Origin of the sequence: Bradyrhizobium sp. BTAi1 (assembly GCF_000015165.1) — a bacterium.
GTDB lineage: Bacteria > Pseudomonadota > Alphaproteobacteria > Rhizobiales > Xanthobacteraceae > Bradyrhizobium > Bradyrhizobium denitrificans.
This window is the reverse complement of record NC_009485.1, coordinates 2,204,122-2,219,197: the sequence shown is the minus strand read 5'-3', so window position 1 is coordinate 2,219,197 and position 15,076 is coordinate 2,204,122. Positions and strand designations below refer to the sequence as shown.

General features: G+C 65.7%; 13 protein-coding genes. All 13 read right to left on the bottom strand.

Annotated features, from left to right (window positions below; all coding sequences use genetic code 11):
* Positions 1 to 105 precede the first annotated feature (105 nt).
* A complete protein-coding gene (gene mmsB / locus BBTA_RS09970) occupies positions 106 to 1,296 on the bottom strand; it encodes a multiple monosaccharide ABC transporter permease (RefSeq protein WP_012042356.1) in 1,191 nt (396 codons plus the stop codon).
* Positions 1,297 to 1,316: 20 nt separating this feature from the next.
* Positions 1,317 to 2,867: a multiple monosaccharide ABC transporter ATP-binding protein gene (gene mmsA, locus BBTA_RS09965; RefSeq protein WP_012042355.1), complete on the bottom strand. Its 1,551-nt coding sequence runs from the start codon at positions 2,865 to 2,867 to the stop codon at positions 1,317 to 1,319.
* A 109-nt stretch (positions 2,868 to 2,976) separates the two neighbouring features.
* The gene (gene chvE, locus BBTA_RS09960) at positions 2,977 to 4,047 is read right to left on the bottom strand and encodes a multiple monosaccharide ABC transporter substrate-binding protein (protein ID WP_012042354.1); all 1,071 of its coding nucleotides are present in this window, start codon (positions 4,045 to 4,047) and stop codon (positions 2,977 to 2,979) included.
* A gap of 107 nt (positions 4,048 to 4,154) precedes the next feature.
* Positions 4,155 to 5,036, bottom strand: coding sequence for an SMP-30/gluconolactonase/LRE family protein (locus tag BBTA_RS09955; RefSeq protein ID WP_012042353.1), 882 nt, complete (start codon positions 5,034 to 5,036; stop codon positions 4,155 to 4,157).
* Positions 5,036 to 6,115, bottom strand: coding sequence for an aldose epimerase family protein (locus BBTA_RS09950; protein WP_012042352.1), 1,080 nt, complete (start codon positions 6,113 to 6,115; stop codon positions 5,036 to 5,038). The genes BBTA_RS09955 and BBTA_RS09950 overlap by 1 nt, the downstream gene beginning before the upstream one ends.
* A 3-nt stretch (positions 6,116 to 6,118) precedes the next feature.
* Positions 6,119 to 7,045 carry a Gfo/Idh/MocA family protein gene (locus tag BBTA_RS09945; RefSeq protein ID WP_012042351.1) on the bottom strand — a complete coding sequence of 309 codons (927 nt, stop codon included), beginning with the start codon at positions 7,043 to 7,045 and terminating at the stop codon, positions 6,119 to 6,121.
* Between the two features lie 2 nt (positions 7,046 to 7,047).
* Entirely contained in the window at positions 7,048 to 7,977 is a 930-nt protein-coding gene (locus tag BBTA_RS09940) for a dihydrodipicolinate synthase family protein (protein WP_012042350.1), read from the bottom strand.
* 10 nt (positions 7,978 to 7,987) lie between these two features.
* Positions 7,988 to 9,724 carry an IlvD/Edd family dehydratase gene (locus tag BBTA_RS09935; protein ID WP_012042349.1) on the bottom strand — a complete coding sequence of 579 codons (1,737 nt, stop codon included), beginning with the start codon at positions 9,722 to 9,724 and terminating at the stop codon, positions 7,988 to 7,990.
* Positions 9,721 to 10,464: a FadR/GntR family transcriptional regulator gene (locus BBTA_RS09930; protein WP_012042348.1), complete on the bottom strand. Its 744-nt coding sequence runs from the start codon at positions 10,462 to 10,464 to the stop codon at positions 9,721 to 9,723. The genes BBTA_RS09935 and BBTA_RS09930 overlap by 4 nt, the downstream gene beginning before the upstream one ends.
* Positions 10,461 to 11,456 (bottom strand): galactofuranose ABC transporter, permease protein YjfF, encoded by a 996-nt coding sequence (gene yjfF, locus BBTA_RS09925; protein ID WP_012042347.1) that lies wholly within the window; start codon positions 11,454 to 11,456, stop codon positions 10,461 to 10,463. Before yjfF ends, BBTA_RS09930 begins: the two co-directional genes overlap by 4 nt.
* Positions 11,453 to 12,445 (bottom strand): ABC transporter permease, encoded by a 993-nt coding sequence (locus BBTA_RS09920; protein ID WP_012042346.1) that lies wholly within the window; start codon positions 12,443 to 12,445, stop codon positions 11,453 to 11,455. Before BBTA_RS09920 ends, yjfF begins: the two co-directional genes overlap by 4 nt.
* Positions 12,442 to 13,992, bottom strand: a complete 1,551-nt coding sequence (locus BBTA_RS09915) for a sugar ABC transporter ATP-binding protein (protein WP_012042345.1) — start codon at positions 13,990 to 13,992, stop codon at positions 12,442 to 12,444. Before BBTA_RS09915 ends, BBTA_RS09920 begins: the two co-directional genes overlap by 4 nt.
* 93 nt (positions 13,993 to 14,085) lie before the next feature.
* Positions 14,086 to 15,051, bottom strand: coding sequence for a galactofuranose ABC transporter, galactofuranose-binding protein YtfQ (gene ytfQ / locus BBTA_RS09910; RefSeq protein ID WP_041750519.1), 966 nt, complete (start codon positions 15,049 to 15,051; stop codon positions 14,086 to 14,088).
* Positions 15,052 to 15,076: the final 25 nt, after the last annotated feature.

Here is a 15,076-nt window from a genome sequence, read left to right as displayed (position 1 = left end):
CCGGAACATTACGGCCCGGCGCAAAGGCCGGGCTAGTGATTTTCGGGCATCTCTATGCACGTTGAGATGATCAAGCCGCGCCGCGGCAGGATCGGCGGCTGCCGTTTATCGACGCTGGTTGTAGACGTCGATGCAGACGGCGCCGAGCAGCACGAGCCCCTTGATCACCTGCTGGTAGTCGATGCCGATGCCAAGGATCGACATGCCGTTGTTCATCACGCCCATGATCATGGCACCCACGACCGCGCCGCCGACCCGTCCGACACCGCCATAGGCGGAGGCGCCACCGATGAAGCAGGCCGCGATGACGTCGAGCTCGAAGCCGAGCCCCGCCTTCGGCGTCGCGGTGTTGAGCCGCGCGGCGAAGATCAGGCCGGCCAGCGCCGCCAGCACGCCCATGTTGACGAAGGTCATGAAAACCAGGCGCTCGGTCTTGATGCCCGACAGCTTCGCCGCCTTGGCATTGCCGCCGACGGCGTAGATCTGCCGGCCGACGACGGTGCGCCGCGTCATGAAGCCGTAGAGCGCGATCAGCGCGGTCATGATCACGAGTACGTTCGGCAGGCCGCGATGCGAGGCGATCAGATAGGTGAAATACATCAGCGCACCGGCCAGAACGACGTTCTTGGCGGCGAAGAAGCCGAACGGCTCGACCTCGATGCCATGCTCGACCTCACGCGCGCGTCCCTTCACGCTGGCATAGACCAGCACCAGCGTCAGCACCGCGCCGATGGCGAGCGAGGTCAGATTGAGATTGCCGGAGCTTGGAATGAGCTCCGGAATGAAGCCCGACGACAGTTTCTGGAACGTCGCCGGGAACGGACCGACCGACTGTCCCTGCAGCAGCGCCAGCGCCAAGCCCTTGAACACGAGCATGCCGGCAAGCGTGACGATGAAGGAGGGAATGCCGAAATACGCCACCCAATAGCCTTGGGCCGCGCCGATCGCGGCGCCGACGATCAGGCAGGCGATGATCGCGAGCGGATAGTCGAGGTGATAGCGCACCATCAGCACGGCCGCGACCGCGCCGACGAAGCCCGCCACCGAACCGACCGAGAGGTCGATATGCCCGGTCACGATGACCAGCAGCATGCCGAGCGCCATGATGACGATGTAGCTGTTCTGCAGCACCAGGTTGGTGAGGTTGAGCGGCTGCAGCAGAGTGCCGTCGGTCATGAACTGGAAGAACAGCATGATGACGAACAACGACATCAGCATGCCGTAGCTGCGCAGATTATTCTTCAGGAAGCCGGCGTGCGACTTCTCTTCCGGGAGCGAAACCGTCTTGTCGGTCATGGCTGGCGTCCTCCGACCGCTTACGCGGCCGTCTCCTCGTTCTTGATGGCTTCGTTGCGCATGATCGCGCGCATGATCTTTTCCTGTGTCGCCTCCTGGGCGGCGAACTCGCCGACGAAGGCGCCGTCATTCATCACACAGATGCGGTCGCAGATCCCGAGCAGCTCCGGCATTTCCGACGAGATCACCACCACACCGCGGCCGGCATCCGCAAGCTCCTGGATGATACAGTAGATCTCGTATTTGGCGCCAACGTCGATGCCGCGCGTGGGTTCGTCCAGGATCAACACCTTGGGATCGGTCATGAGCCATTTCGACAGCACGACCTTCTGCTGATTGCCGCCGGAGAGCTGGCCGGCCTCCTGATAGACGTCGGAGCAGCGGATGCGCATGCGGCCGCGGTAACCGGACGCCGCCTTGAGCTCGGCAATATCGTCGATCACCCCCTTCGGCGCGACCTGCGAGAGGCTGGCCAAAGTGATGTTCTTGCGGACGTCGTCGGCCAGGATCAGGCCGAGCTGCTTGCGATCCTCGGTGACATAGGCAAGCCCGGCATCGATCGCCGCCGGCACGCTGGTGAGATTGACGTCCTTGCCCTCGAGCCGGGCGCGGCCAGAGATGTTGACGCCCCAGGAACGGCCGAACAGGCTCATGGCGAACTCGGTGCGGCCGGCCCCCATCAGCCCGGCGATGCCGACGATCTCGCCGCGGCGTACCTGGAAATCGACGTTCTTGATGACGCGCCGGTCCGGGTGCTGCGGATGGAACACCGACCAGTTCTCCACCGTGAACACCGGCTCGCCGATCTTCGGCTGGCGCTCGGGAAAGCGGTGCGCCATGTCGCGGTTGACCATGCTCTTGATGATGCGGTCCTCCAGGACCGGCTCGGCGCGGCAGTCGATGCCGTCGACGCTGCGGCCGTCACGCAGCACGGTGATGCGGTCGGCGACGCGCGCGACTTCGTTGAGCTTGTGCGTGATCAGGATCGAGGAGATGCCCTGCTCGCGGAAGGCGACGAGACGATCGAGCAGCGCCTGGCTGTCGGCCTCGTTGAGGCTGGCGGTCGGCTCGTCCAGGATCAGGAGCTTGACGCGCTTGGACAGCGCCTTGGCGATCTCGACCAGCTGCTGCTTGCCGACGCCGAGATCGGTGATCAGCGTATCCGGCGACTCCTTCAAGCCGACCTGGGCCAGTAATTGCTGGGTGCGCCGGTAGACCTCGTCGCGATCGATGACGCCGAAGCGTGACGGCGCATGCGACAGGAAGATGTTCTCCGCGATCGACATCAGCGGAATCAGCGCCAGCTCCTGGTGGATGATGATGATGCCGAGCGCCTCGGAATCATTGATGTCACGGAACCGCCGCTCCTCACCTTCGAAGATGATCTGGCCCTCGTAGCGGCCATGCGGATAGACGCCGCTCAGCACCTTCATCAGGGTCGACTTGCCGGCCCCGTTCTCGCCGACCAAAGCGTGGATCTCGCCCGGCGCGACGGCGAAGCTGACGTCCCGCAAGGCCTGGACATTGCCGAAGCTCTTGCTGACGTTGCGCATTTCCAGGATTGCGGTCATCGTCTCGTGTCTCTGTTCATGACGCCAACTCGCCCCCGCCGCGCGAGCTTCAGCAAATATATCCCTCTCCCCGAGACCGGGGAGAGGGAGCGTAAGTCGTCGACCAAGATTACTGGAACTGGGCCTTCTTGTAGTAGCCGCTGTCGACCAGAACCTTCTCCCAATTGCTCTTGTCGACCACGACCGGCTTGAGCAGGTAGGACGGAACGACCTTCACACCGTTGTTGTAGGTCTTGGTGTCGTTGACCGGGACTTCCTTGCCGGCCAGCGCGGCATCGACCATGTCGGCGGTCACCTTGGCGAGATCGCGGGTGTCCTTGAAGATGGTCGAGTACTGATCGCCGCGCAGGATCGCCTTGACCGACGGCACCTCGGCGTCCTGACCCGAGATCACCGGCATCGGCTGATCGGCGCTGCCATAGCCCACGCCCTTCAGCGATGAGATGATGCCGATCGACAGACCGTCATAGGGCGACAGCACCGCGTCGACGCGCTTCTTGCCGTAGAAGGCGCTCAGCAGGTTGTCCATGCGGGCCTGGGCGGTGGCGCCGTCCCAGCGCAAGGTCGCGACCTTGTCCATGCCCTTCTGGCCGGAGCCGATCACCAGCTTGCCCGAGTCGAGATAGGGCTGCAGCACCGACATCGCGCCATTGTAGAAGAAGTAGGCGTTGTTGTCGTCCGGCGAGCCACCGAACAGCTCGATGTTGAACGGACCCTTGCCGTCCTTCAGTCCGAGCTTGTCGACGATCGACTGCGCCTGCAGCACGCCGACCTGGAAGTTATCGAACGTGGCGTAGTAGTCGAGGTTCGGCGTGTCGCGGATCAGGCGGTCATAGGCGATCACGGTGATGCCCTTGGCCTTGGCCTGCTTCAGCACGTCGGACAGCGTGGTGCCGTCGATCGCGGCGATCACCAGCACCTTGGCGCCCTTGGTCACCATGTTCTCGATCTGCGAGAGCTGGTTCGGGATGTCGTCCTCGGCGTATTGCAGGTCGGTGGCGTAGCCGCGATCCTTCAGCACCTTCACAATGTTGTTGCCGTCGTCGATCCAGCGCGCCGAGGACTTGGTCGGCATCGCGATGCCCACGGTCCCCTTGCTCTGGGCCATTGCGGCGCCGGACAGCGCCAGGGCGCCGAGGCCGGCCAACGCGGCCGCCATGATGGTCTTGAAATTCAGCATGCTTCACTCCCTTTGGATTTTCGAATTTCACCAATGAATACGCGATTGCGTATGTTGATACCAGTTAGCTGTTAGGCTGAACGACGCTTGACTGATTGTTCCTCCTCTCAGATCGACAGCTTGACGTCAGGCTCGACACGACCGCGGGCGCCGACATCGAGCAGAAAGGTCTGGCCATGGCCGGGGTCGGCCGCCTTCGCAGCCGCGTCCATGTCCTGCCACGCCGAGGTGACCAGCAGGCGCGACAGGTCCGGGCCGACGAAGGCCGGGCAGCTCGCCTGGCTGGCCGGCACGGCGATGCTGCGCAAACACTCGCCATACGGGCTATAAACATCGACACAACCGGCGCCCCAGCAGGCATGCCAGATCAGTCCCTCGGCATCGACGATCGCGCCATCGATGCCGCCGGGCTCGCGGCGGCGCAAGAGCACGTCCGGCATGCTGCGCGGCAGACCCGTTTCTGGATCGAGGACGACTCGATAGAGCACGTTCTCGTCCGTATCGGCGAAATAGCCGACCGACCCGTCCGGCGCGAAGCAGATGGCGTTGGGAATGGTGATGTTCGGGAACAGGCGGATGATCTCGCCGCGATGCAGCGCGTAGATCGCGCCAAGCCCGCGCTCCGCCTTGCGCCCCATCGTGCCGATCCAGAACGTGCCGGAGGGATGGACGCGCGAATCGTTCGACCGCGTCGCCGGATTGTCAGCTTCGAGCGGCAGATAGAGCGACAACGCCCCGTCAGCGATGCTGCGGACGTACAGCCCGTCCTCGGCCACGATCAGCTGTCGCGCGTCATCGATGCGGCCGAGCGCGCTCGCCATCTTCCCCAGGGCATGGCGGCGAACCTCGCCGCTGGCAATCCTGGCCTCGAACAGCAGGCCCTCGCGGATGTCGAACCACCAGGCGGTGTCGGTCGCGGGATCATAGGTCGGGCCTTCGCCGAGGTGGCAGCGCTCGGCGCAGAGCACGGTGGTCGGGACCTGCTCCATCATGCCGACGCTCCCGTGGTCGAGAAGCGATACACGGTCTCGTGCTTATAGACGTCGTCGGGCCCAAGGCGCGGGCTTGGAAAATCCGGACGGTTCGGGCTGTCCGGCCAGACCTGCGGCTCCAGGCAGATGGCGTCGGATTGGCGATAGACCCGCCCCTTGCCGCTGACGGTGGCATCAAGATAGTTGCCGGAATAGACCTGCAGGCCGGGCTGATCGGTGAGCAACTCCATGACCCTCCCCGACCGCGGCGACTCGAGCCGGGCCGCCGGACGGACACCTGTGCCGTCGCGCAGGCAGAAATTGTGGTCATAGCCGCGGCCGCATTTGATCTGCGCATCGTCGGCGCGGATGCGCGCGCCAACCGGATGGGCTTCGCGGAAGTCGAACGGCGTGCCGGCAACGGATTGCGGCGGTCCCTCCAGCGGGATCGCGGTCTCGTCGATCGCGAGATAGTGGTCGGCTTCGACCGTCAGACAGTGATCGAGAATGCCGGTGCCGGCGGTCAGGCCGTCGAGATTGAAGAAGCTGTGATTGGTCAGGTTGACGACCGTCGTGCGGGTCGTCCGGGCGCTGAAGCTGACGGCCAGTTCCATCGGTCCCGTCAGCTGATAGGTGACACGGACGTCGAGCCGCCCCGGATAATTGGCCTCGCCGTCGGGACTGACATAGAGCATCGTGACCGAGGGCTGGGCGCCATCTTCGGTGGCGACGATCTGCCAGAGCTTGCGGTCGAAGCCGTCGGGGCCGCCATGCAATGCATGGGCACCGTTGTTGGCGTCGAGGCGCAGGTCCTGACCGTCGAGCGAAAAGCGTGCCTTGGCGATCCGGTTGGCGTAGCGCCCGACCGTCGCACCGAAATATTTCCGGAGCTTGAGATAGCTCAGCAGGTCATCATGGCCGAGCACAACATCGTCAACGGCGCCTTGCGCATCCGGCACCAGCAGCGCCTGCAGCGCCGCGCCGTAGGTGATGATCCGCGCCTCGAAACCGTCAGCGCCGCGCAGGGTGACGCGCTCGACGTCACGACCGTCCGGCAGGCTGCCAAACACATCCTTGGTAATCCGCGCCTCCGCCATGGCTCAATCCTCGAACGGTTCGACGAAGTTGCGGCGGCCGAGCAGGAAGGCGTCGGCCACGAGCCGTAGCGGCGCAAGATCGACGTCGCTGGCGCCGGTCTTCGTCAGCGCGACAAAGCGGCGATAGAGGCCGGGATATTCCCGCTCCTTCTCGTCGATCATCACCTGATCGTCCCTGCTCATGCGCGCACCGCCCAGCGACAGCTTCAGCTGCCCGGCATCGGTCTCGATCCGGATGTCCCAGCTCTGCGGCCCGGTCTGGCGGAAATCGAACTCGGCCGCGATCGGCAGATCGCTGGCGGTAGTGAGCGACAGATTGGCCGCGATCGGCGCCTGGCGGTTCGACGGGAACGACAGCTCCGCCTCGGTCAGGAACACCGGTTCGGGCAGGATGCGCGTCAGGATCGACAGTGCATTGATCCCCGGATCGAACACGCCGAGCCCGCCCGGCTCCCAGATCCAGGCCTGTCCCGGATGCCAGACGCGCACGTCCTCCTTCCAATCGATGCGGACGCTGCGGATCTGCCGCGAGGACAACCACGTGCGCGCCGGCTCCACCGCTGGCGCATAGCGCGAGTGCCAGGTCGCAAACAGCGTGCGCTGCCTCGCGTTCGCGAGCGCGATCAGCGGATCGAGCTCGGTGACAGCGGCCCCCGGCGGCTTCTCCAGCATCACATGCTTGCCGGCCTCAAGCGCGGCCTGCGCCTGGGCGCGACGGACCTGCGGCGGCGTGCACAGCGCGACGGCGTCGATCTCCGGCCCGTCGCGCAGCAGCTCCTCGATCGAGCCGAAATGCGGCAGGCCGGGCAGCGAGGCATTGCGGCTCGCGACCGCCGTCAAAGTCACGCCCTCGGTGGCAGCGATGGCCGGGACGTGCTGATCCCTGGCGATCTTGCCGAAGCCGACGATGGCGACACGAAGCGCGCTCATCTCTAGCGTCCCCAGCGCAGCACGACCGGGTCGAGCCGGCGCGCGATCTCGAGCAGGCCCGTTTGCGTCGCCGGATGAATCGGCGGCTGGGGGCTGCGCAAGGTATCATGGCGAATCACGCCACCCGCCTTCATCAGGATCTTGCAGGTCGCAAGGCCGCACTGCCGGTTCTCGTAGTTGATCAGCGGCAGCCAGCGCTCATAGGCCGCGGCCGCAGCTTCGCGATCGCCGGCAAAATAGGGATCGATGATCTTGCGGATGCCGTCCGGATAGCCGCCGCCGGTCATCGCGCCGGTCGCGCCGGCGTCGAGATCGGCCATCAAAGTGATCGCCTCCTCGCCGTCCCACGGGCCTTCGATGGCCGCGCCACCCGCCTCGATCAGCGCACGCAGCTTATCGGCGGCCCGCGGCACCTCGATCTTGAAATAAGCGAGGTTCTCGATCTCCTTGGCCATGCGCGCCAGCAGCGGCACCGACAGCGGCGTGCCGGCGACCGGCGCATCCTGCACCATGATCGGAATCGAGATCGCATCCGAGACGCCGCGATAGAATTCGTAGATCGAGCTGTCAGGGACGCGGAAGGTGGCGCCGTGATAGGGCGGCATCACCATGACCATGGCGGCTCCCTTGTCCTGCGCGCGGCGCGAGCGCTCCGCGCAGACGAAGGTCGAGAAATGCGTGGTCGTGACGATGACCGGCACGCGTCCCGCGACATGCTCCAGCACGGTGGTCATGACGAGATCGCGCTCGTCATCGGTCAGCACGAACTGCTCGGAGAAATTGGCGAGGATGCAGATGCCGTGGGAGCCGGCATCGATCATGAAGTCGATCGCGCGCTTCTGGCCCTCGAGATCGAGACGGCCGTCGGCGTCGAAGATGGTCGGCGCGACCGGGAAGACGCCCTTGTAGAGCTTTCTGGATGATGCGGTCATGCGGCCCCTCTTAGTGATTGTCGCGCGGCACGGGCGAACCGGTGCGGCCGACCAGGAAGTCGAAATCCACGCCGCGATCGGCCTGCAGCACGTGATCGATGTAGAGCTTCTGATAGCCGCGCGACGCGTGCGGCTTCGGTGGCGTCCAGGCGGCGCGGCGCGTGGCGAGCTCCTCGTCGCTGACATGCAGATGCAGCCGGCGCGCGGCGACGTCGAGCGTGATCATGTCGCCGTTCTTCACCAGCGCCAGCGGTCCGCCGACGGTCGCCTCCGGCGCCACGTGCAGCACCACCGTGCCATAGGCGGTGCCGGACATGCGGGCATCCGAGATCCGGATCATGTCGCGCACGCCCTCGCGCAGCAGCTTGGCCGGCAGCGGCATGTTGCCGACCTCGGCCATGCCGGGATAGCCCTTCGGCCCGCAATTCTTCAGCACCATGATGCAGGACGCATCGATGTCGAGCGTGTCGTCGTCGACGGCGTCATGCATCTCCTCGACGCTTTCAAACACGACCGCGCGTCCGGTGTGGTTCATCAGCTCTGGCGAGGCCGCCGACGGCTTGATGACGGCGCCATTGGGCGCGAGGTTGCCGGTGAGGATGGCGATGCCGGCTTCGGACTTGAACGGCGTCTCGAACGGCGTGATCACCTCGGCGTTGTAGTTGGGCGCGTCGGCGACGTTGTCCCACAACGTCTTGCCGTTCACAGTGCGCGCATCCTTGTGCAGCAGGCCGCGCTCGCCGAGTGCGCGCAGCACCGCCGGGAGGCCGCCGGCGTAGTAGAAGTCCTCCATCAGGAAGCGGCCCGACGGCATCAGGTCGACCAGGCAGTGCACGTCGCGGCACAGACGGTCGAAATCGTCGAGCGTCAACTCGACGCCGACGCGGCCAGCGATAGCGAGCAGATGCACCACCGCATTGGTCGAGCCGCCGATCGCGGCCAGCGTGCGGATCGCATTCTCGAACGCCTGACGCGTGAGAATGTCCGAGGGCTTCAGGTCTTCTCCGACCATCTCGACGATGCGCCGCCCGGCCATGCGGGCCAGCAGGTTGCGCCGCGCGTCGGCGGCGGGGATCGCAGCATTCTCCGGCAGGCCGATGCCGAGCGCCTCGACCATCGAGGCCATCGTCGAGGCCGTGCCCATGGTCATGCAGCTGCCGGCGGACCGGTTCATGCCCGCTTCGGCTTCGTGGAATTCCTTCAGCGTGATCTCGCCGGCGCGCAGCTGCTCGCTCATCGAGATGATGTTAGTGCCGGAGCCGATGATCTGGCCACGATAGACACCGCGCAATTGCGGGCCGCCGGAGACGCCGATCGCCGGCAGGTCGGCCGAGGCCGCGCCCATCAGGAGCGCCGGCGTGATCTTGTCGCAGCCCATCAAGAGCACGACGCCGTCGAGCGGATGCGCGCGGATCGCCTCCTCGACGTCCATCGAGGCGAGGTTGCGGAACAGCATCGCGGTCGGACGCATCGTCACTTCGCCGAGCGAGGAGACCGGGAACTCCAGCGGATAGCCCCCGGCATCGAGCACGCCCTGACGCACATGCTCGGCGATGACGCGGAAATGCGCGTTGCACGGGGTCAGCTCCGACCAGGTGTTGCAAATGCCGATGACCGGGCGCCCCTCGAAGCGGTCCTGCGGCGTGCCGCTGTTCTTCAGGAATGAGCGATAATAGAAGCCCATCTTGTCCTGGCGGCCGAACCACGCCTGGCTGCGCAGCTGCTTGTCTGACTTGTCGTTGCTCATTGCTGGTCCGTTCGTGCAGCCGACTGCGCGTGACGTCGCCGGCCGTTGTAGATGACTTCGATCATGGCCTCGGAGGCGGCCTCGGGATTGCCGTCGGCAATCGCGTCGATGATGCGCTGGTGCCAGACCAGCACGGTGTCGCGATCGGCGGTCTCCACCGGCGCGCTCAATACGAAGGAGGCGCGCAGCGCCGCCTCGATGACCGCGCCGATCGAGCGCATGAACGGGTTGCCGGAGGCATTGGCCACCGCGATATGCAGCGCAAGATCGGCGTCGGCGAAGGCGACCGAGGTCGACGGCTCGCGCTCCATCTGCGCCATCGCCATGCGCATCGCCGCCACGTCGCCGTCGCTGCGCCGTTCGGCAGCCAGCGCCGCCGCGCGCGGCTCGATCGCCAGGCGGATCTCGGCGAGGTCGGCGAGGAAGCGCTTGTCGATGCCGGCGTCGAGGTGCCAGGCCAGCACGTCCGGATCGAACATGTTCCAGTCCGAGCGCCCGCGCACCACGGTGCCGACGCGGGCCTTGGTTGACAGCAGTCCCTTCGCGACCAGCGTCTTCACGCTCTCGCGCAGCACCGGGCGCGACACGCCGAACGTCGCCGTCAGCTCGGCGTCGCCCGGCAGGCGCGCGCCCTCGGCCAGACGGCCGGAGATGATATCGATGCCGATGCTGCGGGCGACCTCGGCATGGTTGGAATGGGCGCGCCGCGTCGGAATCGAGACGATGTGCGACGTGGTCACGTGCTCACCCCCACGGGTTTGACCCCTGGGGGCTTGACGGACGAGCGGCGCGCGAGCGCCATCAGACCTTGCTGCAGCGCAATGAAGACGAACAACAGAACCCCCGTGGCGATCTTGGTCCACCAGCTCGACAGCGTGCCGTCGAAATTGATGTAGGTCTGGATCATGCCCTGGATCAGGACGCCGAGGAAGGTGCCGATGACGGAGCCCTGGCCGCCCGTCAACAAGGTTCCGCCGATCACGACGGCCGCGATCGTGTCGAGTTCGACGCCGACAGCGGAGAGCGAATAGCCGGCTGCCGTATAGAACGAGAAGACGATGCCGGCGAGGCCCGCGAGCACGCTCGACAGCATATAGATCCGGATGGTCATTGATCCCACCGGAATGCCCATCAGCGCCGTCGCGGTGCGGCTGCCGCCGAGCGCGTAGACATTGGCCCCGAAGCGGGTGAGGTGCAGCAGAAGCGCGCTGAGCACGAGGATCGCGAGCATGGCGATCGCGATCGCGGTGAGCCGCCCTCCTCCAGGAAGCCGGATCGCGAAATCAGAGACGGCGCTGTAGATCGGCGCGGTGATCGGAATCGATTCGGTCGAGAGCAGGAAGCTGATGCCGCGCGCCAGGAACATTCCGGCGAGCGTTACGATGAAGGGCGGCAGATCGAACACGTGGATGACCGCGCCCATCGCTGCGCCGAACAGCGCGCACAGCACGAGCACCAGCGCGAACGCCGCAAACGGCGGGATGCCCCAGCGCTCGACGGCGAGCGCAACGAACACCGTGGTGAAGCCGATCACCGAGCCGACCGAGAGGTCGATGCCGCCGGAGATGATGACAAAGGTCATGCCGGCCGCGACGATGCCGAGGAAGGCATTGTCGGTGAGCAGATTGGCGACCACGCGCGTCGAGGCGATGTTCGGAAATTGCAGCGCGCACAGCGCAAAACCGGCGACGAGCACTGCGGCGGTGATGGCGACCGAGGTCGAGGCCTTCATGGTTTGCTCCTCCGCCAGCGCGCGGTGAAGCGCGAGAGATCGCCAAGGCGCGGCGACTGCGCCAGGAGGACGGCGAGCACGACAACGGCCTTCACCAGGAGATTGAGCTCCGGCGGATAGCCGGACAGCAGAATGCCGGTGTTCATGGCCTGGATGATCATTGCGCCGGCCACCGCCAGCACCAGGCTGAAGCGGCCGCCGAACAGCGAGGTGCCGCCGATCACCACAGCGAGGATGGCATCGAGCTCGAGCCAGAGGCCGGCATTGTTGGCATCCGCGCCCATGATGTCGGCGGCGGCGATGACGCCGGCGAGCGCGGCGCAGATGCCGCACCAGACATAGACCGAGAGGATCATGGCGCGGGTACCGACGCCCGACAACTCGCTGGCGCGGGCATTGCCGCCGGTCGCCTCGATCAAGAGCCCCAGCGCGGTGCCGCGCACGACCGCTCCCGTCAGGAGCAGCATGCCGATGGCGATCACGATCGGCGTCGGCAGGCCGAGCACGGCGCCGTTGCCCATCCAGACCAGGTCGGGCGAGGTGAAAGTGACGATGCGCCCCTCGGTGATGAGCTGCGCGATGCCGCGGCCCGCCACCATCAGGATGAGCGTCGCCACGATCGGCTGGATGCGCAGCACGGCGACGAGAATGCCGTTCCACAATCCGCACGCCAGGCCGACGGCGAGCGCGGAGCCGATCACCACCGGCAGCGAATGCGTGTCGGCGAGGCTCGCCGCGGTGGCGCCCGCGATCGCCATCACGGCGCCGACCGACAGATCGATGCCACCGGTCGCGATCACCAGCACCATGCCGAGCGACAGCAGCGCCACCGGCGTGCCGCGATTGAGCACGTCGATGACGCTGCCGAACAGCCGGCCATCCTGCAGATGCAGGTTGAAGAATTGCGGCGACACCGCGCGATCGATCATCAGGATCACGATCAGCGCAAATGCCTGCGCGAGGCCGCGGCGCGGGATCCGGAGCGTCATGATGCGACCTCCTGCGCGGTCGGCGCATCGGCCGCGATCGCCGCGAGGATGCTGGAGACCTCGACAGCGTCGCCCTTCAGCTCCTCGACATGGGCGCGGTCGCGCAGCACGACAACGCGGTTGGAATAAGTGACGATCTCGTCGAGCTCGGACGAAATCACCAGCAGCGCCAGCCCCTGCTCGCACAAGTCGCGGACGAGGCGGATAATCTCGGCGTGGGCGCCGACATCGATGCCGCGGGTCGGCTCATCGAGCACCAGCAGCTTCGGCGAGGTGGCGAGCCAGCGCGCCAATAGCGCCTTCTGCTGATTGCCGCCCGACAGCAGCCCGATCGGACGCTCCGGATCAGGCGGCCTGATGTCGAGCATGCGGATGTAGCGCATCGCGATCTCGTCCTGCTCACGCCGCGACAGCGGACGGTGCAGGCCGCGCCGGGCCTGCAGCGCCAGCACAATGTTCTCGCGGACGGTGAGATCGGCAACGATGCCCTCGGTCTTGCGCTCCTCCGGGCAATAGCCGAAGCCGAGGCCTGCGGCGTCGCGCGGCGAGTTCAGCCTGACAGCCTTGCCCGCAACACTGGCTTCGCCGCTGTCGGCGCGCTCGGCCCCGAACACGAGCCTTGCCGTTTCGGTTCGTCCCGAGCCGAGCAGGCCGGCCAGCCCGACCACCTCGCCGCGGCGAAGCTCCAGGTCGAACGGCGCCACATAGCCCTGCTTGCCAAAGCCTTTGAAGCTGACGCAGACCTCGCGCGCCGTGTCGGGCTGGCTCGCGGCGCGTTCGTGGGTGGTCTCGGCCAATTCCCGCCCCAGCATCATGCGGATGAGGTCGAGCCGCGGCAGATCGGTGATGTCGCGGGTGCCGATCAGGCGGCCATTGCGCAGCACGGTGACACGATCGCAGATCTCGTAGACCTGATCGAGGAAATGGCTGACGAAGACGATGCCGATGCCATCAGCTGCGAGCTTTCGCATTACCCTGAAAAGAATTTCGACCTCGTGGCGATCGAGGCTCGCAGTCGGCTCGTCGAGAATGAGGACGCGCGCCGACAGATCGACCGCGCGCGCGATCGCCGTGATGTGCTGGACCGCCACCGAATAGCTCGCCAAGGGCGCGCCGACATCGATATCCAGGCCGTAATCGAGCAGCAGCGCATGCGCGCGCCGCCGCATCTCGGCCTGCCGCACGACGCCGAAGCGCGTCGGCTGCCGGCCGAGATAGAGATTCTGCGCCACCGAGAGGTTCGGCAGCAGGTTCACTTCCTGATAGACGGTGGCGATGCCGGCCTCGACGGCATCCTTGGCGGAGCGCGGCGCGATCTCATCGCCGGCGAGACGGACAGTTCCTGCATCGCGCGCGAACACGCCGGTGACGACCTTGATCAAGGTCGACTTGCCGGCACCATTCTCGCCGAGCAGCGCATGGATCTCGCCCTCACCGAGCGTGAAGTCGACATCCTGCAGCGCCTTCAGCGCACCGAAGCTCTTGGTCAGGCCACGGATCTCCAGAAGAGAGGGCCGCGCTGCCGGTGGAGCTGAACTATCAGACATGACGAACGACTTGACTACTTCGCGGACGACTTGGCCGGCACCTCGACAGTCGTCGTCCCGGCGTACGCCAGGACGACGTCAGTATCGTGCGGCTCAGTAGCCGAGCCCCTTCTTGCTGTCGTAGACCTTCTGCGGATCGTCAGCAGCGGTGTAGAGCTTCGACTCGGTCTGGATCCATTTCGGCGGCACGGTGCCCTTCTCCTTGAAGGCGACGATAGCGTCGAAAGCCGGGCCCGCCATGTTCGGCGTGAGCTCGACGGTGGCGTTGGCTTCGCCGGCTGAGATCGCCTTGAAGATATCCGGCACGGCATCGATCGAGACGGTCAGGATGTCCTTGCCGGGCTTGAGGCCGGCTTCCTTCATCGCCTGGATCGCACCGACCATCATGTCGTCATTATGGGCATAGACCGCGCAGATCGACTTGCCGCCGTTCTCGGCCTTGATGAAGCTTTCCATCACCTCCTTGCCCTTGGCACGGGTGAAGTCGCCGGTCTGGCTGCGCACGACCTTCAGGTTGGCGTTCTTGGCAATGACGGCGTCAAAACCCTTCTTGCGGTTGGTGGCGACGCTGGCGCCGACCGTGCCCTGCAGTTCGACCACGTTGCAGGCCTTGCCGCCGACGGTCTTGGCGAGCCATTCGCCGGCCACTTCGCCCTCATGCACGCTGTCGGAGGTGACGGCGGTCAGATAGAGGTCCTTGCCCGAGGGATCGATGTCGCGGTCGAGCAGCACGACCGGGATCTTGGCTTCCTTGGCTTCCTTCAGCACGGCATCCCAGCCCGAGGCCACGACCGGCGCGAGGAAGATCGCGTCGACGTTCTGGGCGATGAAGGATCGGATCGCCTTGATCTGGTTTTCCTGCTTCTGCTGGGCGTCAGCAATCTTCAGGTTGATCTTGCGCTTGGCCGCTTCCGACTTCGAGACCGAGGTCTCGGCCGCGCGCCAGCCGGACTCGGATCCGATCTGCGAAAAGCCGACGGTCAATTCGGCGGCGCTGGCGGAGGTGGCAAGCAACAAGGCGGCCGTCGCGGACGCCGCAAAGAGGGCTTTCAGGGTCATCAGGCGTTCTCCCACAATATCTATT